Source organism: Mycolicibacterium arseniciresistens, from assembly GCF_030519285.1.
Taxonomy (GTDB): domain Bacteria; phylum Actinomycetota; class Actinomycetes; order Mycobacteriales; family Mycobacteriaceae; genus Mycobacterium; species Mycobacterium arseniciresistens.
Genome location: NZ_JAUMSQ010000013.1, coordinates 39,578 through 65,100, shown reverse-complemented (window position 1 = coordinate 65,100; position 25,523 = coordinate 39,578). Strand labels below are relative to the sequence as shown.

At 63.5% G+C, this 25,523-nt stretch carries 18 protein-coding genes and 2 pseudogenes; 11 read left to right on the top strand and 9 right to left on the bottom strand.

The genetic code is table 11. The features are described from left to right. The first annotated feature begins 49 nt into the window (after positions 1-49). Positions 50-1,342 (top strand): PucR family transcriptional regulator, encoded by a 1,293-nt coding sequence (locus Q2100_RS03665; RefSeq protein WP_078290120.1) that lies wholly within the window; start codon positions 50-52, stop codon positions 1,340-1,342. Between the two features lie 458 nt (positions 1,343-1,800). Here Q2100_RS03665 and Q2100_RS03660 read toward each other — a convergent pair. The 5 genes and pseudogenes from Q2100_RS03660 to Q2100_RS03640 form a co-directional block, all read right to left on the bottom strand. Further along, positions 1,801-3,197: pseudogene (locus tag Q2100_RS03660) on the bottom strand (IS1380 family transposase). 267 nt (positions 3,198-3,464) lie between these two features. Then, positions 3,465-5,021 carry an acyl-CoA synthetase gene (locus Q2100_RS03655; RefSeq protein WP_067992169.1) on the bottom strand — a complete coding sequence of 519 codons (1,557 nt, stop codon included), beginning with the start codon at positions 5,019-5,021 and terminating at the stop codon, positions 3,465-3,467. A gap of 126 nt (positions 5,022-5,147) precedes the next feature. Then, the gene (locus Q2100_RS03650) at positions 5,148-6,302 is read right to left on the bottom strand and encodes an acyl-CoA dehydrogenase family protein (protein WP_067992172.1); all 1,155 of its coding nucleotides are present in this window, start codon (positions 6,300-6,302) and stop codon (positions 5,148-5,150) included. 58 nt (positions 6,303-6,360) lie between these two features. Further along, positions 6,361-8,376 carry an acetyl/propionyl/methylcrotonyl-CoA carboxylase subunit alpha gene (locus Q2100_RS03645; RefSeq protein WP_172527842.1) on the bottom strand — a complete coding sequence of 672 codons (2,016 nt, stop codon included), beginning with the start codon at positions 8,374-8,376 and terminating at the stop codon, positions 6,361-6,363. A gap of 5 nt (positions 8,377-8,381) precedes the next feature. Then, on the bottom strand, positions 8,382-9,983 hold the full coding sequence (locus Q2100_RS03640; protein WP_067992181.1) for an acyl-CoA carboxylase subunit beta: 1,602 nt from the start codon (positions 9,981-9,983) through the stop codon (positions 8,382-8,384). A 106-nt stretch (positions 9,984-10,089) separates the two neighbouring features. Here Q2100_RS03640 and Q2100_RS03635 point away from each other — a divergent pair, with 106 nt between their 5' ends. Then, the gene (locus tag Q2100_RS03635) at positions 10,090-11,289 is read left to right on the top strand and encodes an acyl-CoA dehydrogenase family protein (protein WP_370492758.1); all 1,200 of its coding nucleotides are present in this window, start codon (positions 10,090-10,092) and stop codon (positions 11,287-11,289) included. Positions 11,290-11,436: 147 nt separating this feature from the next. Here the strand turns inward: Q2100_RS03635 and Q2100_RS03630 are convergent, their stop codons facing one another. Next, a complete protein-coding gene (locus Q2100_RS03630; RefSeq protein ID WP_011895453.1) occupies positions 11,437-12,111 on the bottom strand; it encodes a TetR/AcrR family transcriptional regulator in 675 nt (224 codons plus the stop codon). A 108-nt stretch (positions 12,112-12,219) separates the two neighbouring features. Here Q2100_RS03630 and Q2100_RS03625 point away from each other — a divergent pair, with 108 nt between their 5' ends. The 8 genes and pseudogenes from Q2100_RS03625 to Q2100_RS03590 all read left to right on the top strand — a co-directional run bounded on the left by Q2100_RS03625 (position 12,220) and on the right by Q2100_RS03590 (position 21,896). Then, complete coding sequence (locus tag Q2100_RS03625) at positions 12,220-13,056, top strand: SDR family NAD(P)-dependent oxidoreductase (RefSeq protein WP_011895452.1); 837 nt, start codon at positions 12,220-12,222, stop codon at positions 13,054-13,056. 31 nt (positions 13,057-13,087) lie between these two features. After that, the gene (locus Q2100_RS03620) at positions 13,088-14,011 is read left to right on the top strand and encodes a hypothetical protein (protein ID WP_011895451.1); all 924 of its coding nucleotides are present in this window, start codon (positions 13,088-13,090) and stop codon (positions 14,009-14,011) included. Beyond that, positions 14,008-15,678, top strand: a complete 1,671-nt coding sequence (locus tag Q2100_RS03615; protein ID WP_011895450.1) for a flavin-containing monooxygenase — start codon at positions 14,008-14,010, stop codon at positions 15,676-15,678. The genes Q2100_RS03620 and Q2100_RS03615 overlap by 4 nt, the downstream gene beginning before the upstream one ends. 71 nt (positions 15,679-15,749) lie before the next feature. Further along, a complete protein-coding gene (locus Q2100_RS03610) occupies positions 15,750-17,264 on the top strand; it encodes a flavin-containing monooxygenase (RefSeq protein WP_041800854.1) in 1,515 nt (504 codons plus the stop codon). Beyond that, positions 17,261-18,223, top strand: a complete 963-nt coding sequence (locus Q2100_RS03605) for an alpha/beta hydrolase (protein WP_067992185.1) — start codon at positions 17,261-17,263, stop codon at positions 18,221-18,223. Before Q2100_RS03610 ends, Q2100_RS03605 begins: the two co-directional genes overlap by 4 nt. A 62-nt stretch (positions 18,224-18,285) precedes the next feature. Next, positions 18,286-19,875: a flavin-containing monooxygenase gene (locus Q2100_RS03600; RefSeq protein WP_068001988.1), complete on the top strand. Its 1,590-nt coding sequence runs from the start codon at positions 18,286-18,288 to the stop codon at positions 19,873-19,875. A gap of 352 nt (positions 19,876-20,227) precedes the next feature. Then, positions 20,228-20,932: pseudogene (locus tag Q2100_RS03595) on the top strand (cytochrome P450); the annotation flags it as partial. A gap of 163 nt (positions 20,933-21,095) precedes the next feature. After that, a complete protein-coding gene (locus tag Q2100_RS03590) occupies positions 21,096-21,896 on the top strand; it encodes an SDR family NAD(P)-dependent oxidoreductase (protein ID WP_109558230.1) in 801 nt (266 codons plus the stop codon). A 53-nt stretch (positions 21,897-21,949) separates the two neighbouring features. On the opposite strand, the gene Q2100_RS03585 is transcribed toward Q2100_RS03590, so the two are convergent. Continuing rightward, positions 21,950-22,627 carry a TetR/AcrR family transcriptional regulator gene (locus tag Q2100_RS03585; protein WP_225397498.1) on the bottom strand — a complete coding sequence of 226 codons (678 nt, stop codon included), beginning with the start codon at positions 22,625-22,627 and terminating at the stop codon, positions 21,950-21,952. Between the two features lie 143 nt (positions 22,628-22,770). Between Q2100_RS03585 and Q2100_RS03580 the strand changes: the two genes are divergently transcribed. After that, positions 22,771-23,916 (top strand): acyl-CoA dehydrogenase family protein, encoded by a 1,146-nt coding sequence (locus Q2100_RS03580; RefSeq protein ID WP_011895443.1) that lies wholly within the window; start codon positions 22,771-22,773, stop codon positions 23,914-23,916. Between the two features lie 604 nt (positions 23,917-24,520). On the opposite strand, the gene Q2100_RS03575 is transcribed toward Q2100_RS03580, so the two are convergent. Both Q2100_RS03575 and Q2100_RS03570 read right to left on the bottom strand, forming a co-directional pair. After that, positions 24,521-24,718, bottom strand: a complete 198-nt coding sequence (locus Q2100_RS03575; RefSeq protein WP_231963591.1) for an adenylate cyclase regulatory domain-containing protein — start codon at positions 24,716-24,718, stop codon at positions 24,521-24,523. A 106-nt stretch (positions 24,719-24,824) separates the two neighbouring features. Continuing rightward, positions 24,825-25,487, bottom strand: coding sequence for a TetR/AcrR family transcriptional regulator (locus Q2100_RS03570; protein ID WP_011895441.1), 663 nt, complete (start codon positions 25,485-25,487; stop codon positions 24,825-24,827). Positions 25,488-25,523 lie beyond the last annotated feature (36 nt).

Here is a 25,523-nt window from a genome sequence, read left to right as displayed (position 1 = left end):
CGGGCGTCTGTTGTCTCGCAAAGACAAGTAATCGAGTACGGTCGCAGCTGTGCTTGATTCATCCGAAGTTCAAGACACCCCCGGTCACGCGGTTCATCACCTATTCCGAGACCTCGGCGACCTCGTCAGAGAATTGCCCGAGTCCATACATGGCCTTCTGATTGAGCAAGTTGCCGAACTCGCTGCCGATCAACAGCTCAAAGAGCTACTGAGTGACACCGTCGCCGCGAACGTAGACACTTGGTTCTCCGTCGTCCGTCACTCGATCCCGTTCGACCGCATGGAGTCACCGACGGCCGCCCTTGAACACGCCCGGAGGATGGCGCAACGCGAGGTACCCGTCAACGCGCTGCTGCGGGCATACAGGCTCGGGCACCAGTATGGATTGAACCTCATCATCGCTGGCCTTCGGAGCGCGGACCTACCGCCCGAGGAGAAATTGGCGCTCATTGAACACATCACCCGTGTGTCTTTCCGCTACATCGACTGGATGTCTGAGCAGGTCTTGGAGACATATCAGACTGAACGCGCGGAGTGGGACGAGCGCCGACGAAGTTTGCGTGCACAAGCCATTCGAGACATCCTCAACGGACGCGACGTAGACCTGACCGAAGCGTCGTCGGCTATGAGGTACTTCTTGGGCGCAACGCATGTGGCTCTCATGGTATGGCTCGACCGAGATGCGGGCGCCGACACCGACGAGTTCATCGCCATGGAGCGCTTCATGCAACACGCGGTCTCCGCCACTGGAGCGAAGCAATCGGTCTACTTCTCCATCGACCGCCTCGTCGGATGCGCATGGATGACGGTTCACCGCCCGTCGGACTATTTATCGCAGCTGCGCGACTTCGTCCGGGCTCAACCTGACGGCCCAAGACTTTCCGTCGGTGAACCACTTCCGGGGATTGAAGGCTTCCGCCGCACCTACCGACAGGCTGAGCAGGCCCGTGTGGTCGCGGTGGCAGCCGACGGCTCCTCACGGCACCGGATCGTCGCTGCACGAGATCCCGGTGTGGCCCTGGCCTCGATGCTGATGACCGATGACGCGACTCTGAAGGAATGGATTTACGATGTGCTGGGCCCGTTGGCTCAGAACACTGCATCGGACCAGCGTCTACGAGACACGTTGAGGGTGTTCTTGCGTGCCGGTTCCAGCTTCAAAGCCGCCGCCAACGAATTGCAGATACACGCCAATACCGTCAAGTATCGCGTAAATCGAGCACTCGAGCGCCGCGGTCGCCCGATCGCCGCGGAACGATTAGACGTCGAGGTCGCCCTACTGATGTGCTATTGGCTCGGCGAAGTAGCACTGAACCCAACACAAGCCTTGGGGCGGTCCTAGTCGTTCGTGTCCCGCGAACGCCCTTGCTGCGTAACTGTGCCGTCTACTGACGAACACGCCGAATCTGAGGATGGTCAGCGCGACGATCCGGCGCCGCCCGGCCTGATAATCCGAGTTCGATTCATGTTTCGACGCTGCCGCGGGGCTCTGCTGCGGGCAGGCTGATCGAGTGGAGTCGTCGATCGCCGCCGTACGGAGCTGAAGCAACCCATTCACCGAAGCTCATCGACGTCAGACACGCTCAAGCACCCATCGCGCAAGGCGACAGGCGAGTCGTGGCGCAGGTTGCGACTTGTCGGCCCAGACAACCAGGAGGCATAAGCCTTGATCCACCGATGAGCTGTCGTGGCTGAGGCTGGAATGGTTTGGTGGTCGCTTGCTGGCTGTGAGCAGGGGGTATCGGCTGGTCTGTCCAGCTTTTTCCTGTGTGCTCCGGTCGTGGCCTTTCGGCGGATTGGTCAGGTGGGGGCGGTTGCTGGCGGGCTGTGGCCGATGGTGTTGCGCCACAATCGGAGCCAGTGCGTCGCCCACGGCCAGTGGGCTGGTAGGTGCAGGATGGGTCGGCGTTGGGGGCGGGCCAGTCGGGCCGGGATGGTGATGAGGCGTCGGCGCAGGGTGGCGCCGCGAGCCACCGCGTGTGCACCGCCGGCCAGGATGCCGGCGGCGCGCTGCAGGTTGTGGGCGATGGCCGCGCACAGTATCCAGGCAGAGTTCGCCCCGAAACGTCCCGAGGGCATGTGGGCCAGGGGTCCGTCGATGAGGTCGGCGAACACGGTTTCGATGATCGCGTGGCGGCGGTGAGTGATGTCAGCGACGTCGACGGGTTCGTCGGTGTCGGTGAAGAACGGGTGATATCGCCAGACCGGGAACAGGGCGTCGGGGTATCGGGCGTCTTTGACCCGGCGCACGATCAACCGTGCCGTGATCGGAGTCTTCGTGGAACTGAAAGCGGTGCAGGTGGTTTCGGCGACTTCGGCATCGGAGATCCAGGCACCGGTGTCGGGATCGCGGCGGGATAGCACACCGGGATCCACGCGGTGTCATTGATGTCGGCGATGGCCGCGACGACTGCGGCGGTCTTGGTCAGCACCAGCGAGAACCGGGCACCGGCGCGGCGGCAGGCGGTGACCACGCTGCTGTTGCCGTAGGCCGAGTCGCCGCGCACCAGGATGCGCCCGGTGACACCGGCGCCGCGGGCGGTGGCGACGGCTTGGGCGATCATGCGGGCCGCGCCTTTGCCCGAGTTGGTCTTGCCCGCCCGCAGTCGTGCTCCGGTGATCACCGGAGCGCAGTGTTCGGTGCTGATGGTGGTCACCAACGGGGAAAGACCCTTGCGCAGGATCTGCTTGCCGGCGATTTTGGTGTGGCCGTAGCTCGCACCTTGTTTGGCCTGGCCGTAGACCGGGCGCAGCAGTGAGTCGATGTCGATGAACACCCGCCCGTCGGCGCCGGGCAACAGATCGACACGCTCGCACAGAGCGCCCACGTGCTCACTGAGCACCGACTCCAGTTGCCGGGCATGGCCGAAGGTGAACTCCCGCAACAAGGTTCCGATGGTCGACGGGGCGTACACCTCGCCGAACAGGGTCTTCATCCCGCCGCTACGAACTACGTCGAGGTCGTCGATGCTGTCCGCGCCGGTGCACATCCCGGCGATCAGCGTGGTCAGCTTCGGCGACGGATTGGCCGCACCGGACTTGACCCGCTCGCAGCTGAACCGAACTTTGTCGGCCAATGACGATGACAGTCCGGTCTGCTCGGCAAGGGCCATCACCGGTACCAGGCCTGCGCACGACACCAGACGCTCATCATCGAAGACCGCCGACGATGCGGCGAACCTATGGGACACTTGCACCGGAAGTGCCTTTCCGAGTTGTGCCGATAAGTGCGTAGAGAACACTCATCATCGCAGCTCAGAGGGCACTTTCCTCATTCCGACACCCCACGACCAGCCAATTCATCGGTGGATCGAGGATAAGAACATCCGACAAGTGGCGCGCGTGGTCTTGCCACGCGCTAGACGTTAGCGACGATTAACATCTTCAGCTATTTGCAGCGGCGACCGTGGCTACTCGTCGTGACAACACTTCCCAAACCCGCGCTCCGCCTCCGGTGTCGTGCCTCAGCGCTGGACGACGCCGCCCTCGACGCCGGTGAATCGCTTGCGCAGCTCGGTCTTGAGGAGCTTGCCGGTGGCGTTGCGGGGCAGCTCGGGAAGGAGGTGCACTTCGCGGGGGCACTTGAAATGCGCCAGCCGTTCGCGGCACCAGGCGATCAGTTCGTCGGCGCTGGGTTCCTGCTCGGCGGCTGGGTCGGCCACCACCACCGCGACGACGCGCTCACCCCACTTGTCGTCCGGACCGCCGACCACCGCGGCGTCGAGCACACCGGGGTGACGGAACAGCACCTGCTCGACCTCGATGGGGTAGACATTTTCCCCGCCCGAGATGATCATGTCCTTCTTGCGGTCGACGAGCGTGATGTAGCCGTCGGCGTCGATCCGGCCGAGGTCGCCGGTGTGGAACCAGCCGCCCCGGAAGGCCTCGGCGGTGGTCGCCGGCTTCATCCAGTACCCGACGAACACGTTGGGTCCGCGCACCAGGAGTTCGCCGACGGTGTCGGCCGGGACGTCCCGGTCGTCGGCGTCCACGATGCGGGCATCGACGTGCATGGCGACCCGGCCGATTGATCCGGCCCGCGTCGTGATGTTGGCGGCGTCCAAGACCGAGACCATGGGTGCAGTCTCGGTCATCCCAAATCCCTCGGTGAAGGGGACGCCACGTTGCTGCATGAAGTCGATGACAGTCAGCGGCATCGGTGCGCCGCCGCCCATGGCCAGACGCAACGCGGAGAGATCGTAGGAGTCGAAGTCGGGCACCTGGGTCAGCGCCGACCACATCGCCGGCACCATGAACTGGACGGTGGCGCGGCTTTCGGCCATCGCCTTGAGCGTGCTCACCGGGTTGAACGACGGGAGGATCACGCTGGTCCCGCCGACGTAGAGCAATGGCAGCGTATGTACCCCGAGCCCGCCGATGTGGAACATGGGGGCGACTGCAACAGTCACGTCGCTGCCGGTCAGGCCTTGTTCGGCGCCCAGCACGTTGATGGCGTTCCACAGTAGGTTGTCGTGGGTGAGGATGGCGCCCTTCGGGCGGCCGGTGGTGCCCGAGGTGTACATGATGAACGCGGCGTCGCGGCCCTCGACGTCGCTGTCGAGAGGCTCGGGGGCGCCGCCGGAGAGCAGGTCTGGGTAGGCGATCTCGCCGTCGGCCGGGGCGCCCCCGGCCCGGACCGTGTGGCGGACCCGGACCCCCGGCTCGGCCAGCGCGCTGACCGCCGCCGCCGCGAGCGGCTCGTGGAACACGAACACGTCGGCGCCGGAGTCGGCGAGGATGTAGCCGATCTCCGGGCCTGCGAGTCGGACGTTGATCGGGATGGTGATGGCGCCGATCTTCGCGCAGCCGAGGAGGACCTCCATGAACTCGACCGAGTTCACCAGCAGTATGGCCACCCGGTCCCCCTTGCGGACGCCGAGACGCAACAGGTTCGAAGCGACCTGGTTGGTGCGCCGATCGAAGTCGGAGTACGTGAAGCTGGTGTCACCGCAGACGAACGCCGTGCGCTGCCCGTTGAGGAAGGCCCGTTTGGTGACCCACTGACCGATACCGCGATCCATGTTGATTTGCCTCCTCGGCAGTTTTGGTTGACAAATGCTCGGTAAGGCAGGACCCGGCCCCGGCGGGCGACCGATCACCACCGTCCGTCTTGTAGACCGAAGCGGACACGAACGGATGAAGGATGCTCAGTATGAGCGGGGCAGGTTCAGGCTGTGCTGAGCCACATAGTTGAGGATCATCTCTCGGCTGATCGGCGCGGTGCGCATCAGCCGCACCGGGCCCCAGAGAGTGGCCAGCCCGTACTCGGTGGCCAACCCGTTGCCGCCGTGGGTCTGGATCGCCTGGTCGAGGGCCAGGATGCCGGCCTCCGCCGCAGCGTATTTGGCCATGTTCGACGCCTCCGCGGAACCGGGGTCGCCGGCGTCGTGCAGTGAGGCCGCCCGCTGGGTCATCAGCCGGGCCAGCTCCAGCTGGATCTTGGCGTGCGCAAGCGGGTGGGACAGGCCCTGGTGGGCTCCGATCGGCACGTCCCAGACCTTGCGCTCGCGCGCGTAGGCCGACGCCTTGTCCAGCGCGTAGCGGCCGATGCCGTTGCCCAGGGCGGCGCCCATGATGCGTTCGGGGTTGAGGCCCATGAACACCTGACGCAGACCGTCGTTTTCCGCGCCGATCAGGTTCTCGGCCGGCACCCGCACGTCGTCGAAGAACAGCGTGAACTGCTTCTCCGGTGTCACCGCCTGCACCGGGATGAGGGTCTTGGTCAACCCGGGCGCGTCGGTCGGGACCACCAGCAGGCTCAGCCGTCCGCGGCCGCGGTCGTCGGTCGCGGTGCGGGTGACGACCAGGATGGCCTCCGCCTCGTCGACGCCGGAAATGTAGTACTTGGTGCCGTTGAGCACCCAATCCCCACCGACGCGCTTGGCGTGGGTGGAGATGTTGTGAGAGTTCGAGCCCGCATCCGGCTCGGTGATCGCGAACGCCATGATGATCTCGCCGCTGGCGATGCCCGGCAGCCAGCGCGCCTTTAGCTCGTCGCTGCCGAAAGCCTCGATGATCGTGCCGCAGATGGTGGGGGAGACCACCGTCATCAGCAGCGGGCAGCCGGCCGCGGCCAGTTCCTCACCGACGATCTGCATGTCGTAGATGCCGCCGCCACCGCCGCCGTACTGCTCGGCGATGTTGACCCCGAGGAACCCCTGCTTGCCCACGGCCTGCCAGAGTTCCGAACTCTTCTCCCCGCCGAGCGACTTGGCCACGTAGTAGTCGTGCCCGAAGTCCTTGGCGATCTCGGACACGGCCTTGCGCAGCGCTCGCCGTTCCTCGGTCTCGTGCAGTTCCATACCGCTCTCCTACTTCGAAGTCACCCGCCACCGGGGCCGGTGACGGGTCTGATGGTGCTCAATCCTCGTCTGCACTGTCGGCCGCTCCGACCACCGCGAGGGCATCGCCGGTGGACACCTGCTGACCCACCTCGACCGAGAGTTCGGCGACGATCCCGTCGATCGGGCTGGCGATGGTGTGTTCCATCTTCATCGCCTCCACCACGACCAAGGCCTGCCCGGCCGTCACGACGTCGCCCGCGGCGACGGGCAGCCGGATCACCGAACCCGGCATAGGCGCCGTCAGCGAGCCCGCCGGCTTGAGCGTGCTGGGGTCCAGGAACCGCGGTACCTGGGTGAACGCAGTGGACCCGGCAGGGCTGTCAACGTAGGCGATGTCGCCGTCGAGGACGACGTCGTAGCCGCGCCGTACCCCGCCGGTCTCCAGGACCACCCGGTCCGGCCGCTGCACGAGCACCCTGACGTCCTCGACCGGTTTGCCGTCGACTTCGACCTCGACGCCGTCGCGGAGCAGCGCATAGCCCACCCGACGCTCGCGGCCGTCGGCGGTCAGCCATCCGGTGGACTGCAGTTGGGACGGGTTGTTGCGCCACCCGGCAGGCAGCGTCGGCTGGACGGGGGCCGCCGCGCGGCGTCCCGCGACCTGGGCGAGTGTGGCCGCGATGGCGTGCAAGCCCTCCCCGTCGCGGTCGATGAGGGCTGCGCCGAGGTCGGCCACGTCGTGGCGGTCGAGGAACCCGGTGTCGGTGCCGCGTCCGGCGAACTCGTCGTGGCGCAGAACGCGAACCAGCAGATCCCGGTTGGTGGTGAGTCCGTGGATCCGGGCGCCGGCGAGCGCGGCGGACAGCGCGCCGAGCGCCTCGGCGCGGGTGGGCGCCCAGGCGATCACCTTGGCCAGCATGGCGTCATAGTGGTGGCTGACCACCGAGCCGTCGCGCACGCCGGAGTCCACCCGGACCCCGACGTGGTCGGGGATCTGCATCGTGCGCAGCGTTCCGGTCTGCGGCAGGTAGCCCTTCGTGGGGTCCTCGGCGTAGAGCCGGGCCTCGACCGCGTGGCCGGTGATCCGCGGCTTGCTCACCTCGGCAGGCAGTGGCCGACCCATCGCCACCAGCAACTGCAGGCGCACGAGGTCGAGCCCGGTGACGAGTTCGGTGACCGGGTGCTCGACCTGCAGCCGGGTGTTCATCTCCAGGAAGGCGAACGTCCCGTCGTCATCGCCGCCGTTCGCGTCGAGGACGAACTCGACCGTTCCGGCCCCGACGTAACCCACGGCCTGTGCCGCCGCGACCGCCGCCGCGCCCATCCGGGCGCGCAGGTCGTCGTCGACGACGGGCGAGGGCGCCTCCTCGATGACCTTTTGGTGGCGGCGCTGCACCGAGCACTCCCGCTCGAACAGCGAGACAACCGTGCCGTGCATGTCGGCCAACAGCTGGATCTCAACGTGGCGGGGACGCTGCACGTACCGCTCGAGGAACACCGTGCCGTCCGAGAACGCCGACATCGCCTCGCGCGAGGCCGAGGCCACGGCTCCGTCGAGGTCGTCGGCCGACTCGACAACCCGCATGCCGCGCCCGCCGCCACCCGCGCTCGCCTTGACCAGCAGCGGGTAGCCGATCTCGGCGCCGAGCTTGCGCAGCTTGTCGGGGTCCAGGCCGGTCGCGTCGCCGCCCGGGAGAACCGGCACGCCCGCATCGGCCATCATCGCCTTGGCCGTCAGCTTGGAACCCATCGCGTCGATGGCATCCGGCGGCGGGCCGACGAACACGAGCCCGGCGTCGGCGCAGGCCCGCGCGAAGCCGGCGTTCTCCGACATGAAGCCGTAGCCGGGATGCACGGCGTCGGCGCCGGTGAGGAGGGCGGCGGCGATCACCCGGTCACCGTCGAGGTAGGTCTCCGCCGGCGAGGAACCCGGTAGCCGGACGGCCTCGTCGGCATCGTCCACGTGCCAGGCGTCGGCGTCGGCGTCGGAGTACACGGCGACGGTCGCGATGCCGAGTTCGCGACAGGTGCGAAACACGCGTCGGGCGATCTCTCCCCGGTTGGCCACCAGCAGCTTCTTGATCACGGGCATCGCCATCACATCCGGAACACGCCGTAGCCACGCTGGCCACGGATCTCGCTGTTGTGGACCACGGAAAGGCAGAACCCGAGAACGGTACGGGTGTCGCGCGGGTCGATGATCCCGTCGTCGTAGAGCCTGCCGCTGTTGGCCAGCGCCAACGACTCACGCTCGATCTGGCCCTCGACGGCAGCGCGCATCTGGGCGTCGGCCTCCTCGTCGAACGGGAGCCCCCGGTCGGCGGCCGACTCGCGGGCCACGATCGACAGCACGCCCGCGAGCTGGGCCGGGCCCATGACGGCCGAACGCGAGTTGGGCCAGGTGAACAGGAAGCGGGGAAAGTAGGACCGCCCGCACATCCCGTAATTGCCCGCACCGTAGGACGCGCCCATCACGATCGTCAGGTGTGGGACAGCGCTGTTGGAGACGGCGTTGATCATCTTCGCGCCGTCCTTGATGATGCCACCCTGCTCGTACTCCGCGCCGACCATGTAGCCGGTGGTGTTCTGCAGAAACACCAGTGGCGTGTCGATCTGGTTCGCCAGCTGAATAAACTGGGCGGCCTTCTCCGCCTCCTCGCTGAACAGGATTCCGCGCGCGTTGGCAAGGATCCCTACCGGGTATCCGTGGATCGAGGCCCAACCGGTGACCAGCGAGGTGCCGTATAGCGGCTTGAACTCGTCGAAGGCGGACCCGTCCACGATTCGGGCGATGACATCACGTGGGTCGAAGGGAACCTTCGGGTCCACCGAAGCGATCCCGAGGAGTTGGTCGGGGTCTCGCAGCGGGGGGGTCGGTGGCTGTGTCGGGCCGGGCCCGAGCTTGCGCCAGTTCAGTCTGGCCATGATGCGCCGCCCGATCCGGATGGCGTCCTGCTCGTCCTCGGCCATGTAGTCGGCCAGCCCGGAGGTGCGGGCGTGCATGTCGGCGCCGCCGAGCGACTCGTCGTCGGACACTTCGCCGGTCGCCATCTTCACCAGCGGCGGACCACCGAGGAAGACCTTGGACCGGTTGCGGACCATCACCACGTAATCACACATGCCGGGGATGTACGCGCCGCCTGCCGTCGAGTTACCGAATACCAGCGCCAGTGTCGGCAGGCCCTGCGCGCTGTGCTGGGTGAGGTCGTTGAATAGCTGGCCCCCGGGCACGAAGATCTCGGCCTGCGTGGGCAGGTCCGCCCCGCCCGACTCGACGACGTTGATGATGGGCAGCCGGTTCTCGCGGGCGACTGCCATGCCCCGGAACACTTTTCGGAAGGTGTAGGGGTTCGAGGCTCCGCCGCGCACGGTCGGGTCGTGCGCGATGATCATCGACTCGACGCCTTCGACGATGCCGATGCCGACCACAACGCTGCCGCCCACCGGAAACTTCGTGCCCCACGCCGCGAACGGACAGAGTTCCAGGAAGGCCGTGTCGGGGTCGATGAGCAGCTCGACGCGCTCCCGAGCCAGCATCTTGCCGCGGCTACGGTGCCGGGCGACGTACTTCTCGCCGCCGCCACCGTTGGCCAGCGCCAGCTGTTCGGCGAGCGCATGGAGCTGCGCGATGAGTCCCTCGCGATTCTCGAGGTATACCGGCGCGCGGGTGTCGACCCGGTCGGGCAGGACGTCAATCAACTTTCCTCCAGGTGACATCAACGTCGATCTCCTGACACGCTACGTTATCGGTCATTAACATTCGACGACAATGGGGTCGACGTGGCAATCGTGCCGTCCCCGAGTGATCACAGCAGGAGCAACTCACATGAAACAGCCGGATCAGCGGGAAGCGGAGGCGGCCGCAGCCGACCCGTGGATGACGCCCGAGCGCATCTCGTTGCGCAACCTCGCGATGTCGTTCACCCAGAAGGAGATCGTTCCTCACCTGCAAGACTGGGAGGACGCCGGAGAGCTCCCTAGAGAACTCCACCGCCGCGCAGCCGCAGCGGGGTTGCTGGGCATCGGGTTCGCCGAAGAGATCGGTGGCTCCGGCGGTGACCTGCGCGACCTGGTGCTGCTCACCGAGGCCGTGATGGAGGCCGGCGGCTCGTCGGGCTTACTGGCCAGCCTACTTACGCATCACATCGCAGTGCCCCATATGGCCGCGCAGGGCGATCCCGAGCAGATCCGCAGCTTCGTGGCGCCGACCCTGGCCGGGGAGAAGATCGGCAGCCTTGGCATCACCGAACCCGACACCGGTTCTGACGTCGCCGGCATCCGCACTACCGCACGGCGCGACGGCGACCACTACGTGGTCAACGGTGCGAAGCTGTTCATCACCTCGGGTGTCCGCGCCGATTTCGTGACCACCGCCGTGCGTACCGGCGGCCCGGGCCCGTCGGGGATTTCTCTGCTCGTGGTGGAGCGTGGCGCCACGGGTTTCTTGGTCTCGCGGGCACTGAAGAAGATGGGCTGGCTGTGCTCCGATACCGCCGAACTCGGATTCACCGACGTGCGCGTGCCGGTGGTCAATCTGGTTGGCCCCGAAGGCAGCGGATTCCTGCAGATCATGCAACAGTTCCAGGTCGAACGTGCTTTCATCGCCGTCCAGTGCTACGCCACGGCCCAGCGCTGCCTCGACCTGACGCTGGATTGGGTGAAGAAGCGCGAAACCTTCGGTCGACCGCTATCCACCCGACAGGTGGTGCGGCACAAGATCGTCGATATCGCGACGGCCGTCGACGTCGCCCGTACGTACACCCGTGCCGCTGTGGACCGCATCGTCGCCGGAGACACCGACGTGCGGATGGTCTCGATGGCCAAGAACCAAGCCGTAGAGGCCTGCGCGCTCGCCGTTGACACGGCCGTCCAACTATACGGTGGCATGGGCTACCTACGCGAGACCGAGGTCGAAAGGCACTATCGCGATTCGCGCATCCTGGGTATCGGGGGCGGCACCACCGAAATCATGAAGGAGATCATCGCCAAGCAGATTGGCCTCTGAGTGAAGCCGCCATTCGACAGCAGGAGCGTCGGCTTGGCAGGTCGACGAGACGGACCTTCCACCGTTTCTAAGGTAAGTCAACGGTGTGTCACGACCCCTGCGGCCAATGCAGCCTCCGCCACCGGGAAATTGCCTCCGGAGTACCAGCTAGCCAAACTTATCAACCACGTAGCGGCGAGCCAGCGTCTCAGCAAGTCTACTCGTATGTTCGACGATGTCGACCTGACTTACATCGACCAGTAGTCCTGCGTGCCAAGCGCTGATCAGTTCGACGAAGCCGCCGACCGCTACAAACGTGTCCATACGCAGAGCCATTTCGTCTGCGTCAGGCTTCAGATGCGGCTTGCTGGCGGCCATGACGAGCTGGGTTGCTTCCTGCAAGGCCACCGCTCGGCGATCTTGCAATGTTGAACTGCCGACGTGCTGTGTCAGCAGGATCTGTGCTCGCCCGGCATCCTGCGCGATGCGGAGAACAACGATCGAGATTGCGGCGCGAATGGTTTCGATCGGTGGTTGACCGACGCGTTCGGCAAATGTTGCCGAAACCTCGCCGAGCATCTCGTCCCGCACGTTGTCCCACGCTGCTACGAGCAACTCATCGCGCGTCTTGAACTCCTCGTAGAAATATCGGTCGTTCAGCGCGGCTCTGGAGCAGACCCCACGCATTGTCACGGCAGCCCATCCGCTTTCCGTCCAGATCTCCGTCGCCGCGTTCACTAGGCGCCGCCGCCGGTCAGCCCGTCGTTCGGCGCCAGTACGCCCGCCCCACCTTGCTGCCTTTGTCCGCACGAATACATCTTGACAAAGGCAGGAGCGCCGCATCAAACTGGTGGCAGGCGACCACAATTGTGTTCGCCGCCACCAGATGGCTGCAGGCCGGCTTGTCTCACAGGTCAGGCGTCGCCGTAATCTGCAAAGGATTCAGTAGTGATGGATATCTTGAGGTGGGACAGACCGCCTCGCCTGAGCCGCCGCGCCAACGCGGTCGTAACGGGAGCGGGCAGCGGAATTGGCCGTGCCTTCGCGGTGGAGCTCGCCCGTAGAGGTGGACGAGTGGTGTGTGCCGACATCGACCCGGTGCGTGCCAAGGAGACGGTCGGGCTCGTCGTCCAAGCCGGCGGCGAGGGGCTCGACATCGCATGCGATGTCACGGACGAAGAGCAGGTCCGCGAACTCGCCGACAGCGCCGAGAAGTGGTTCGGCGCGGCAGCCAGCCTGGTGATCAACAACGCGGGCATCGGAATCGGTGGCAATGTCATCGGCGCGACGCCCAAGCGGGACTGGGAAGCGACACTTTCAGTCAACTTGTGGGGAGTGATTTACGGCTGCGAGATCTTCGTACCGCGACTTCGTGCGAAGGGCAGCGGGGGAATTATCAACGTCGCATCGGCTGCAAGTTTTGGAGCAGCGCCCCGGATGGGTGCCTATAACGTCAGCAAGGCCGGCGTGCTCTCGCTATCCGAGACTTTGGCGGCCGAGCTGAGTGGTACTGGTGTGGCGGTGACTGTACTGTGCCCGACATTTGTCAAGACCAACATCGTCGATAACCCTGGTATTGAGGAGTCGGCCGCCAAGCTGGCAACGAATTTGATGAAGTGGACCGGCGTGTCGGCGGAATCGGTGGCGCGCAAAACGTTGGACGCGAACGATCGCGGTCAGTTGCACGTCCTACCCCAAGTCGACGCGAAGATTCTCTGGTTATTTAAGCGGGCAGTGCCTGCCACGTATACCCGTGCGCTCGGTTTGGTTGAGCGAATCGCGCGCTAAGTCATTCCAGACAAAGACAAAGGAGACTCCAATGGCATTCAAATACAGCGATATGCTCGAGACGATCAAGAATCGGCAGTGGGCGCTGGCCGACATCGATTGGGATGCGCCGGGCGCCGATAAAATCACTGATGAGCAGCGGCCCGAACTGAAGCAGTTCATGGCTGACGTGGTGTGGATAGAACACGTCGGTGCACGCGCGTTCGCCGCCATGGCGCCGAAAGCGCCGTTCGAGGCTCTAGGTGACATCTACCGGTATTTCCATGCCGAGGAGCAGCGGCACGCCAACGCGGAGCTGGCGCTCATGCAGCGGTGGGGGATGCTCGAGGAAGGGGAAATCCCGGTGCCGAACAAGAATATTCGACTGGTCATCGAGTGGATCGACCGATACGCCGAGGCCCTCCCGCTGACGGTGATCGGAGCGGCGATCCCAGCCTTGGAGACTGCGCTCGACGGAGCATTGCTCAAGTTCCTTCTCGACGAGGTGCAGGATCCGCTCTGCGCCGAGGTCTTCAACAAGGTCAACAACGACGAATCGCGGCACTTGGCAGTGGGATTCCAGGTTCTGAACGACCTCGGCGCCAGCCCCATGCGCATTCATGCGACTCAGACGATGGGGGCGCTCATCGACCCGAGAATCCTTCTCGGCGGCGTCCTCTACGTGCCGTTGCTCACCAGGATGTTGACCAATCTCAACGCCATGGGATTGTCGGAGGAGAAGCTCTACAACGCGGTGATGCGGTACGAGAACGTCGGAGATCGTAGTGAGTTCACGCGCCGCGTTCCGGGCTACCACATCTTGAAGGCTCACATGTCCGCCAGCATCAAGCGTTCTCAGCCATTGCATTTCATTTCGCAGCGGCTGGGTACCGCGATCGACCACTTCCCCACCGAGGTGCTCGGTAAGTCACCGACGTGGACAGAAGAGCTGACCTACGAACCGGTGGCCAGATGAGCGACACCACGACCGTCTTGATCGTCGGTGCGGGTTTCGCCGGCCTGGGAACCGCAATCCGGTTGCTACAACAGGGTATCGACGATTTCGTTGTCCTTGAACGTGCCGACGAGGTGGGTGGTACCTGGCGGGACAACACCTATCCCGGCGCGGCGTGCGACATCCCGTCGCTGCTCTATTCCTACGGGTTCGAGCAAAATCCGGACTGGTCCCGCGCGTATTCGGGCAGCGCCGAGATCCTCGGCTACATCAAGACGATGGTCGACAAGTACTCGCTGTCGCGTTTCATCCGGTTCGGAGTGAACGTCACCGGTCTGGAGTTCGACGAGGAAAGCGCACTGTGGACGGCGCAGACAGCTGACGGCTCGCAGTTCACGGCGCGCACCGCAGTGATGGCCAGTGGGCCGCTGGCGAATGCGAGCCTGCCGGACATCCGCGGACTGGACACCTTCGATGGTCACAAGATCCACAGTGCGCGTTGGGATCACGACTACGACATGAGCGACAAACGTGTCGCCGTGATCGGCACCGGAGCCAGCGCTGTTCAGATCATTCCCGAACTGGTGAAGACTGCGCGGTCGGTCAAGGTCTTCCAACGCACCCCCGGCTGGGTCCTCCCTCGGCCCGACTTCTCCCATCCGCAGTGGGTGCGGACGGCGTTTCGTCGCTTGCCTCGCGTGCAGAACGTCGGACGGCAGGCGTGGTTTTGGGGCCACGAGCTCATGGCCGTCGGCATGGTCTGGGATACCCCGGTCACCACTGGCATCCAGCTACTGGCGAAGGCGAATTTGCGGAGGCAGGTATCGGATACTTGGCTCAGGCGCCAGCTGACGCCGAACTTCCGTGCCGGCTGCAAACGGATGCTGATGAGCAGCGATTACTACCCCGCTCTTCAGCGCGACAACTGCAAGCTCGTCTCATGGCCGATCGCGACCCTGTCGCCGAATGGCATACGGACCGCAGATGGCATCGAACACGAACTGGACTGCATCGTCTTCGCCACCGGCTTCGATGTATGCAAGGCTGGCACACCTTTTCCCATCCGAGGCGCGCATGGTCGTGAGCTCTCCGACGAGTGGTCCCAGGGCGCCTATGCGTACCGGAGCGTCACCGTCGCAGGCTATCCCAATCTTTTCTTCACCTTCGGACCAAATTCAGGGCCCGGCCATAACTCGGCCCTCGTGTACATGGAGGCCGAGATCAACTACATCGTCAAAGCCATCGGCGCGATCATCGCGAATGATCTCAGTACGCTCGAGGTCCGCGAAGATCGGCAAAATAATTACCACGGCGAGGTACAGCAGCGGTTGGGAAGTACGACTTGGAATTCGGGTTGCAAGAGCTGGTACCTCACGAATGACGGATACAACGGCACCATGTACCCCGGTTTCGCCACCCAGTTCAAGCGCGCACTGTCCAAGGTCGACATGGGTGATTATGTAACGACCCCGACAACCGCACGAACTGAGCACCACCCAACCGAACACGCCCAAAACGGCTCGAATGTGGCCAAGGTTGCCCAGGGCCGCAAGGCCAAGGTAGCCCAGGGCCGAAAAAGCGCAGGCGCCCTGCCAACGCGGTCTGACGTCAAAGCCGACATCCTGGACGTGGGCGTCGGGAAGGTACCGCCTAAGCGCGCAGCCTCGAGAGTGAGGAAAGACGCTTGAGTGTCCATGTTGCGGGCGACGAGAATGCCCCCACCTCCGGAGCCCCTACGTACGAGGTCCCCACCCACGAGATATTGGTCATCGGAGCTGGATTCTCCGGGATCGGAGTGGGCATCAAGCTGCTGAAGGAAGGTTTCTCGGACTTCCTCATCGTTGATGAGGCCCAAGGGGTGGGTGGAACCTGGTACTGGAATACCTACCCGGGGATTGCAGTAGACATTCCGTCATATAGTTACCAATTCTCCTTTGAGAAACGCCCGTCGTGGTCCCGTACCTATGCGCCGGGGATCGAACTGAAGAACTACGCGAAGCATTGCGTGAAAAAATATGGCCTCGCGTCGCGCATCCGCTTCGGAGTCACGGTTGTGAGGGCTGAGTTCGACGAAGAATCGACATTGTGGCGTTTGTTTACCTCGACGGACGAGGAACTGACAGCGAGGTTCGTCATCAATGCCTCCGGGGTTCTCACGCGACCAAAATCGCCGGACATACCGGGGGTCGGGGACTTCGGCGGGGTCACGATGCACACGTCGCGCTGGGACCACCAGCAGACCCTCACCGGAAAGAGGGTCGCCGTCATCGGGACGGGCGCCTCGGCGGTGCAACTGATCCCCTCGATAGCCAAGGACGTGGACACACTCACCGTCTTTCAGCGCACCCCGATATGGTGTCTGCCGAAATTCGACTTCGCGGTGCCCCGCCCGCTGAGTGCTCTTCTCCGGCTCGCACCCGGAGCGCAGATCGCCGCGCGGGGAGCCAGCCAGGCCTTTGTCGAACTCACCTTTCCCGTCGCAGCGCACTTCCATACCGCCATACCGCTGGCGTCGGCGATCGAGCGTGCAGCGATCAGCTATATGCGTCGGCAGGTCACCGACCCGGTCGTTCGGGAGAAGCTGACGCCGCGTTACGCGCTGGGCTGCAAGCGACCAAGCTTTCACAACGAATATTTGAAGACGTTCAACCGCGAGAACGTCCTTCTTGAAACCAACCCCATCACCCGGGTGGATGAGACCGCGGTAATTACGGCCGATGGCGTCAGACACGAGATCGACGTGCTCGTCCTGGCAACGGGATTCAAGGTCATGGAATCGGACAGCATGCCCACCTACTCGCTCAGAGGTGTCGCCGGCCGAGACCAGGCACAGTGGTGGGACGAGAACCGACTCCAGGCATATGAGGGAGTCAGCGTGCCAGGATTCCCGAACCATTTCTCAGTGTTTGGCCCGTACGGATACAACGGGTCGTCCTACTTCGCACTCATCGAGGCACAGGCGGGTCACATTCTCCGTTGCCTCCGGCATGCCAGGACGGCCGACTCGAACTACGTCGAGGTACGCGAGGAGGCGAATCAACGCTTCTTCGCGGAGATGCTGGCACGGCGGCATACGCAGGTCTTCTGGCAGGACAGCTGCGCGGGCGCGAACAGCTATTACTTCGACAAGCATGGGGACGTGCCTCTGCGTCCCACGACGACGGTCGAGTCGATCTGGCGCAGTCGACGATTCGACTTGGCCGACTACCGTTTCGAACGGCGACCGGCGAAAAAGGCGGACACTGCCCCACAGAAGGTGGACACCGCCGGATGAGTTCACCTGCCAGGCCGAATCCGAGCATGGCGAGCCACCTGGTCGCGGCAACGGCGCGAGGCGTTCTTCGACCTCTCACGCAAGTGATTCCGGCCAACGACCATGGCTTCGCGGTCATGGACCGCGTGCTACGGGGAACACTCGTGGTGTCGCGGCCAAGGCGCGCAATCAGTGTCGAGAAGGTAGACACGCCCTTCGCCGGTGAACGTGTGCGAGGCGACTGGGTCAAGGCGGCCAACGTGGCCTCGGATGCTCCGCCGATTCTTTATATACACGGCGGCGCATTTTCTATGTGCTCTCCCGAGACCCACCGTGGCCTCATCAGCGAACTGTCCGCGGCCGCCCGCAGGCCGGTATTTGCCGTGCGCTATCGATTGGTCCCGAAATATCCCTTCCCGGCGGCCGCAGATGATGCACTGATCGCCTATCGATGGTTGACAGAGGGAAGCGCGATCACCGCGTCTTCTGGCACGGTGGCGCTCGCCGGCGATTCCGCAGGCGGCCAGCTTGCTGCGGCGACGGCGCTTGGCGCTCGGGAACATCGACTGCCGACGCCGGATGCCATGCTGCTGATGTCGCCGGTGCTGGATTTGACATGCCAACTCGCGATGGACCGTGATCTGCGCAGACGGGACCCCTTTGCGTCCGCCATCTCTGCGTCGAGAACAATTGGTCTGTACGTGGCGGGCGCCGATCCAGCCGACCCGAGGATAAGCGTGCTCGATGCTGATCTCACGGACATGCCACCAACTTTGATTCAGGTCGGCGGACGAGAGATGTTGCTCGACGACTCCAGAGTCTTTGCCAAACGTCTGCAAACTGCAGGGGTCTCCTCGCAGTTGCAAGTTTTCCGCGGCCAGATCCATGTCTTCCAGGCGATGTTTCGCCTACTGCCAGAAGCACGTGAGGCCCTCAGGCTCGGTGGCGAGTTCTTGGCTACTTCGGCCACCGTCCGTTGACAGCGTCCCTGCGCACGCCTTGACCACGAGGCGCCCCAGCACGAAGGTTGTATGAGCTAACGATGAAACCCGTGAAACGTGAACCAACCCAGGACAATCCCCCTGGTAACCCCTCGATCGTCATCATCGGCGCTGGCTTCGCCGGAATTACCCTTGCACTTCGCCTCAAACGCGCAGGGTTCGACAGGGTCCTCATTGTCGAAAAGGGCGATGGTGTCGGGGGAGTCTGGCGGGAGAACACCTACCCAGGGGCGGCCTGTGACGTCCCGTCGCAGTTGTACTCGATCTCCTCGGCGCCGAATCCCAGGTGGGGTCGGCGTTACGCAGAACAAGGCGATATCCTCGCCTACCTTCGCCGCGTCGCCGACGAAAGTGGTTTGCTGTCCCTCCTTCGGACCAAAACCGAAATCGCTAAGGCGGCCTTCGATGAGCGCACGAACACATGGCGTCTGACCACGACTACCAGTCAGGAATTGGAGTGCGATGTCGTCATTTCGGCCGTGGGCCAGCTGTCCCGACCCTCAGTTCCTGATATTCCTGGAATCTCGGGCTTCGCGGGCCCGTCGTTTCATTCCGCGAATTGGGACCACGATCTGAATCTCAGCGGCAAGCGGCTTGCGGTCGTCGGCACCGGCGCTAGTTCGGTGCAGTTCGTCCCGGTGGTCGCCGCAGGCGCTGAGCACTTGGACGTTTTCCAACGGTCAGCCCCATGGGTGCTGCCCAAATTCGACCGTCAGTACGGTGGGCGGCATCACCAACTGCTGCGCAAGTTGCCCATTCTGCGGCTCAGCGAACGTCTGATGATTTGGACGATATTCGAGTTCTTGGCGTTGGCACTCGTCGACGCGAAGCCAGTAGCGCGAGTCTTGGGAGTCATCGCCCTCCGGCACCTAGGTCGCCAGGTGTCGGATGCCCGGCTGCGTTCCCACCTGACGCCGGACTATGCGCCCGGGTGCAAGAGGATTCTGTTCTCCAGCGACTATTACCCCGCGCTCGCACGTCCCAACGTTTCATTGGTCACCGACGATATCCGGGCAGTAGAACCTGGCGGAATCCGCACGGTGAACGGCGACTTCCACGCCGCCGACGTGATCATCTACGGCACTGGCTTCAGTGCCACCGAGTTTCTTTCCCCGATGGAGGTCTACGGCCGCTCGGACCGGAAATTGTCGGACGTGTGGGCGGATGGCGCGCACGCCTACTACGGCCTATCGGTGCCAGAGTTTCCGAATTTCCTCATGATGTACGGGCCCAACACCAACGTGGGATCCGGGTCCATCGTCTACATGCTCGAATCGCAGGCCCGACACATCGTCAGGTTGATGAAGGTTCTCCGTGCCCATCCAGGAAGTGTTATCGAGGTCCGTGCCGATGTGGAGAAGCGCTTCAACGACCGGTTGAGTCGCCGCCTGGACAGATCCGTGTGGACTATGTGCACGAGCTGGTATCGCTCGGCGCGGGGGTCGATCTCTACCAACTGGCCCAGCCCGACCTTCTTGTATCGCCTTCGTGCGCGCAGGCCGAAGCGGCGCGCTTACGTCCTGTCGCGTCCCGCGCCCGCGAACTCGTCGCGCAGGGGGACACCCGAGCCGGCCAACACCCATCTGGCCGACATGCCCTATGCCCCAAGCGGGGCCGATAGCGTCGACTAGTGGCGGCTCTGTTCAGTGACGGGTATCCGAGGACGGCGGGGAGTCGCTGACATTCGAGCGGCAACTGTGACCGCCGTTGACAGGGTGGTCACCGGTGTAAACGATGGGTGAAATCCTTCCGATAATGCGAGAAACAACATCAAGGGGGCACTCGATGACCAAATCGCCGTCCGGTTCGGCAAGCAAGTCCCGTGACCGGCTGTTGTCGGTACTACTGAATCCCCTCCCGCAGCGCGTCGAGCGCGCTATCCAGGAGTGAGTCGACGATGGCCGGTTCGCGAACTTGCCGCGCCGCCGACCGGTAGCGGATTGAAGCCAGTTATCGGCGATCAGGGATTGCCTCTCGTTGGCCTTCGCCCGGAACTTACCGGCGGCACGCTCGGGGCAGAATGGTGATTTACTCGCCGCGCTATGTGAGGCGCGCGCCAGGACGGCGAACGCTTCACTGATGCGGACAGCATAAATCAAATGATCTTTCTGATGATGGCCGCTCATGACACGTCAACGATCACCACTGCCGCTGTGGCGTACTTCTTGGCGAAGAATCCTGAATGGCAGGATCGACTTCGTGCTGAGTCTGACCGTCTAGGCGACGATCTGTCGGACATTGAGGACCTGGAGGGGCTTACGGCGATGGACTTGGTCATCAAGGAGTCGCTCAGACTAGTTGCACCGGTACCGTTGGTTATGCGTAAGACGGTGACCGACACCCTAATTGATGGCTACTACGTCCCCTCCGGAGTGCTCGTCGTCATCACGCCTGCGGTCAACCACTTTGCGCCCACAGTGTCGACCGAGCCGGACCGGTTTGACCCAACGCGACTCGAGCCGCCACGGCGCGAGGATCAGGCCCACCGCTTCGCCTGGCTTCCGTTCGGAGGAGGCGCGCACAAGCGCATCGGGATGCACTTCGGCACCTTGGAGGTGAAGGCAATACTGCACGAGATGCTGCGGGAATTCACCTGGAGTCTGGATGACGGCTACCGCGTTCGGTGGGACAATACGTCCCTGCCTGTTCCCTGTCGACGGCCTACCTATTACGTTGTGTCGCCGATGATATCTAGGTCATTCCACGAGACTTTTGAGTGCTTAGCCGAGCACATCGCCCTTACAGGGCGCCGGCGGAATCGACGCAGTCCTCCAAGTGGCCTCGGAGATCCTCAACAAACCCCGGCGAACCGTAGTCGGCAAACCTACGCAAACTGCCGGAAAGGATGGTCATGCTAGAACCATCAACAGCCGTCGTCACAGGAGCAGGTCGAGGGATTGGTCTGGAGATCGCGAGACAACTCGCCGCTGCCGGTCACAAGGTTTTGCTCACGGATGTGGATGGCGACGCAGCGGAGCGCGCTGCCACCGAGGTCGGCGGTGGCGCTTGGAGCGCCACGCACGACGTACGAGATCCGTCGGGTCATCGGGAAGTCGCTGCTCAGGCTTTAGCCGCTGGCCCTCTGGCGGTGTGGGTAAACAACGCTGGGATCCTACTCGCGGGTAACAGCTGGAGTCACAGCGATGCCGAGATTGCGTCGATCCTCGATGTCAATGTACGAGGTGTCGTTGCCGGCTCACACGCGGCAGTTGTCGCTATGGGCGCGGGTGGGGGCGCGATCCTCAACATCGCGTCCCTCTCGGCTCTGGCGCCCATCCCTGGATTAGCGATGTACGCAGCAACCAAAGCGGCCGTATTGTCGTTCACCACATCGCTGCAGGGCGACCTTGACCATGCGGGATTGCCAATCCACGCACGGGCGCTATGCCCTGACGTGGTAAGTACGAAAATGGTCACCGACCGGGTTGCCGACCCTGGGGCGGCGCTTCTGTTCGCCGGACCGCGTCCAATGGATGCTGCGGCCGTGGCCCGCGCGGGACTCGAGTTGCTGGAGAGTCGCCAGATATTCCGGGTAGTTCCTCGGTGGCGTGGCGTAGTTGCGCGCACTAGCGATGCTGCGCCGTCGCTTGGATTGAAAGCTTTCGCGTTGATGCGCGGCGTCGGTGAGCGGCGCCAACGCAATCATCGTTGATGGCGGTGTCGAAGACGGAGGGTTTAGCGTGGGGAGGCTCGAATTGTACCTGGTCAGGTTTTCGGTTCGCAGAGTGGTAAGTGGGGATCAAGCTGGAATCCCAGTTCCTGCAGCCTGTCATTGATTATCAACCAGGTTTGCCGTGTCAACCGAATGACGAGTTCGTCACGAGTGGAGTCGCGATGGTCCAGCCACCATAGGACCGAAGCGTCCATCAAGCCCATGATGGCGGCGACATTGCGGTCTGCCGCCTCTGAGTCCTCGCCGTAGCGAGGAAAGTAACGGGCACCCGCGACGGCGAGTTCAGAGGCGAATGCGCTGCTGCCGGGCGCGGTCTTCTCGGTGCTGCGCCGATAGTGTCGGTTCACCAGGAACCGATAGAGGTTGGGGTGTTCGTCAGCCCACATGACGTGCTGAGTGACCGGCGCGCGTATCACGTCTAGCGGCGATCCCTGGACATCCAGAGTTAGGCGAATCTTCGCAGTGAGTTCGCGGTGGACGTGACGAGCCACGGCAAGATCGAGTTCTTCTTTACTTGCGAAGTGGCGGTAGAAGTGTGTGCGTCCCAAACCGGCCTTGTCTGCGATTTGGCCCGTGAGTGCGTGGGGCCCGTTCTCTTCGATTGCGCTGAGCGCCGCTTCGATGATCTGTTCACGACGTAGTTCACGGCCCGGCAACCTACTGGCCGCGCGGCGTACCGCTGTGGTGTCCACCCAGTGCTGTCGCTCCACGATGTCACCGTAACGCCCCGCGCTCTGGAAAGTTCTGGGTACGTGTTGTACCCGGCGTGCGATTCGTGGTACACCATGTACCCACAGGCGAAGCGAGACCATTGCGGGATCGGTGCGCAAGCAAACACAGTGAGGACTTTGTAATGGCAGCCAACCGCTCTAGCTGGATGGACGACGACCTCGACGCACTGCGGGATTTGGCACGTACGTTCTGTGAGAAGGAGGTCGCGCCGCACAGTGCCCGCTTCATCGAGCAGCACCACGTGGATCGGGACCTGTGGACCCGGGCGGGTGATCTTGGGTTGCTGTGCATGTCAATCCCCGAGCAGTACGGCGGAGGTGGGGGAACGTTCGCTCACGAAGCAGTCTTGATTGAGGAACAGGCCCGCATCGGCGATTCGGCATGGGGCGCGCCGCTTCATAGTGGAATCGTCGCCCACTACCTGCTCGAGTACGGCACCGATGAGCAGAAGGAACGCTTTCTTCCCAGACTGGCAACTGGTGAGATGGTTGGCGCGATTGCGATGACGGAGCCGGGCACTGGCTCCGATCTCCAATCTGTCACGACCAAGGCATCGCGCGTTGGAGACGAATACGTTGTCAACGGTTCCAAAACGTTCATCACCAACGGCGCTCAGGCCGACCTCATCATCGTCGTTGCGAAGACCGACCCCAGTGCCGGAGCGAACGGAATCTCGTTGGTTTTGGTCGAAGGCGATCGACCGGGCTTTCGGCGGGGTCGGGTGTTGGACAAGGTCGGTCAGCGCGGACAGGACACCTCCGAGCTCTATTTCGAAGATGTGCACATTCCGGTTGAGAACCTCCTGGGTACGACTGAAGGCCAGGGGTTCATTCAGTTGATGCAGCAACTTCCCCAAGAGCGATTGATCCTTGCGCTTGGTGCAGTGACAGTACTAGAAACAGCGCTCGAGTTCACTGTGGAATACACCAAAGATCGGCATGCCTTCGGCAAGCCCGTCTTCGCCTTCCAAAACACCAAGTTCAAGCTCGCCGAGGTCGCCACCGACGCCCACATCAGCCGCGTTTTCATCGACGACTGCGTCGCCCGCCATCTGCGCGGTGAACTCGACATCCCCACCGTCGCGATGGCGAAATGGTGGACTACTGAGCGTGCGATGGTCGCCCTTGATGACTGCTTGCAGCTCCACGGCGGCTACGGCTATATGACCGAGTATCCCATCGGCAGGATGTGGGCCGATGCTCGCGTTCAGAAGATCTACGGTGGGACAAACGAGATTATGAAGGAGATCATTGCTCGGTCGCTTTAGATCGAATTCGACCGCTAGATTGGTTACGAGGGGCCGCGATAGCGAGGTGGCGTTCGCTTATCAAGTCGGTGGTGACTGTTCATTAGGCGGTCACTGTTCACTAGGCGGATACCCGGCGAGCTCGCTTCAAACGGGGGCCTTACTCGGCCGGCCTGGGCGCGCCGCGCCCGAGACAGGTTGACCTTGCTGCTGACGCCCTTCAGACGATATGCGCCGGCGGACGACCACCGGAGGCCTGCGTCGTCGACGATCACCCGCGTGGAGTCCCACCAACACTGCGCCTGGCCGCGCCGCCGCGCTCACTCGGCTGGCCAGGTTCACGGGGTTGCCGAACCAGTCGCCCGCGCGCGAGACCGCTGACCCGGACGCCACGCCAATCCTCAAGGAAGGCAGGTCATTTGCTGACGCGCTGTCGATCAGGTCCAGCATCGTCGTCACCAGCGGCGTCGGTCGTGATGAGACCAGCATGACCGCGCCCCGAGGGTTTCACGAATCTCAACCGGTGGGTTGGCAGCCTCGCGCGCAGCAGTCGCGAGTCGATTCGCGAGCCTCTCCAAATCGTCGGGCTGAAGCTTTCAACATGTTCAGCGCGCGAAGCCACGCATCATCTCCGTGGCCTGCCCGATGCCTTCCGTGAGGGCCCGCAATATGGCGACTGTTTCGTCTGGATTCCGGTTTCCGTGCTCAGCTCGCGCAGAGAGACGTACCGTCCCTCATCACCCAGTACGCGGCTTGTAGGAAGAAGGAGAGGGGTTGGGGCCACCAGTCGGCTTTGATCAATCGTGAAGCCCTGGGCATGCAGCCAGGCAATTAGATGAGTCCTTTCCTGGCGGCTGTCGCCCTCAAGACCGTCGTGCAGACATACTGAGCGAGGTCGTCTTCGTGTGTTGCTGACACCCTGGACCTGCTTAGTGCTGCGGCGTACCGGGACGCGGACAGGATGGTTCAGTGTTCACGCCGCGCACCTGGTGACTCGACGCGGGGACGCCGAGCACGGCGTGACCCATCGCAACGAGCAGCGCAGAGGTCTGTTCGGGAGCCAGGCCAGTGCCGCGGTAGTGCAAGATCGATTGAATGGCTCCGATCGCTCCATGAACCATCGCCCGAAGTTCAATCTCATCGACCGCGGGCCGCAATTCTCCGACGAGGTGTACCCACTCTTCTAGATAGAGTCGCTGCTTTCGGCGCAACCGGCTCTGGTGCTGATCCGACAGATTGTGCACTTCGCGGTAATACACCATTGCCAGCTCGCGTTGATCCATTACCAAGGCGACTTGGTCTGACACCAGCAGGGTCAGCGCCTCCGCCTCGTCGCGGGACTGCTCGACGATCGCCGTCGCACGCTTAAGGAGTTTGTCCACCACTCGCTCGAAGAGGGCCGCCAGTAGATCGCTCTTACTGTTGAAATGGCGATAGATGGCCGGCCCGACAACCCCTGATGCAACGCCGATGTCGGCCATGGAGACAGCGTGGTAGCCCCGCTCGGCAATCAACTCGGTGGCAGAGGCGAGAATCCGTTCCCGACGTTCGCCGCCGACCCGGGTACGTCCGGCAACGACCACCTTGTTCACTACTACCTTCCTTCGCTCGCAACCAGGGCTCGCGCA

Excerpts from the sequence above, each read along its gene's own strand:
- Q2100_RS03620 (WP_011895451.1), top strand. The coding sequence starts at position 13,088 with ATGGCATTCAAATACAGCGATATGCTCGAGACGATCAAGAATCGGCAG.
- Q2100_RS03650 (WP_067992172.1), bottom strand. The coding sequence starts at position 6,302 with ATGGAACTGCACGAGACCGAGGAACGGCGAGCGCTGCGCAAGGCCGTG.
- Q2100_RS03615 (WP_011895450.1), top strand. The coding sequence starts at position 14,008 with ATGAGCGACACCACGACCGTCTTGATCGTCGGTGCGGGTTTCGCCGGC.
- Q2100_RS03645 (WP_172527842.1), bottom strand. The coding sequence starts at position 8,376 with ATGCCCGTGATCAAGAAGCTGCTGGTGGCCAACCGGGGAGAGATCGCC.
- Q2100_RS03590 (WP_109558230.1), top strand. The coding sequence starts at position 21,096 with ATGCTAGAACCATCAACAGCCGTCGTCACAGGAGCAGGTCGAGGGATT.
- Q2100_RS03655 (WP_067992169.1), bottom strand. The coding sequence starts at position 5,021 with ATGGATCGCGGTATCGGTCAGTGGGTCACCAAACGGGCCTTCCTCAAC.
- Q2100_RS03580 (WP_011895443.1), top strand. The coding sequence starts at position 22,771 with ATGGCAGCCAACCGCTCTAGCTGGATGGACGACGACCTCGACGCACTG.
- Q2100_RS03605 (WP_067992185.1), top strand. The coding sequence starts at position 17,261 with ATGAGTTCACCTGCCAGGCCGAATCCGAGCATGGCGAGCCACCTGGTC.
- Q2100_RS03630 (WP_011895453.1), bottom strand. The coding sequence starts at position 12,111 with ATGCGGCGCTCCTGCCTTTGTCAAGATGTATTCGTGCGGACAAAGGCA.
- Q2100_RS03625 (WP_011895452.1), top strand. The coding sequence starts at position 12,220 with ATGGATATCTTGAGGTGGGACAGACCGCCTCGCCTGAGCCGCCGCGCC.
- Q2100_RS03600 (WP_068001988.1), top strand. The coding sequence starts at position 18,286 with ATGAAACCCGTGAAACGTGAACCAACCCAGGACAATCCCCCTGGTAAC.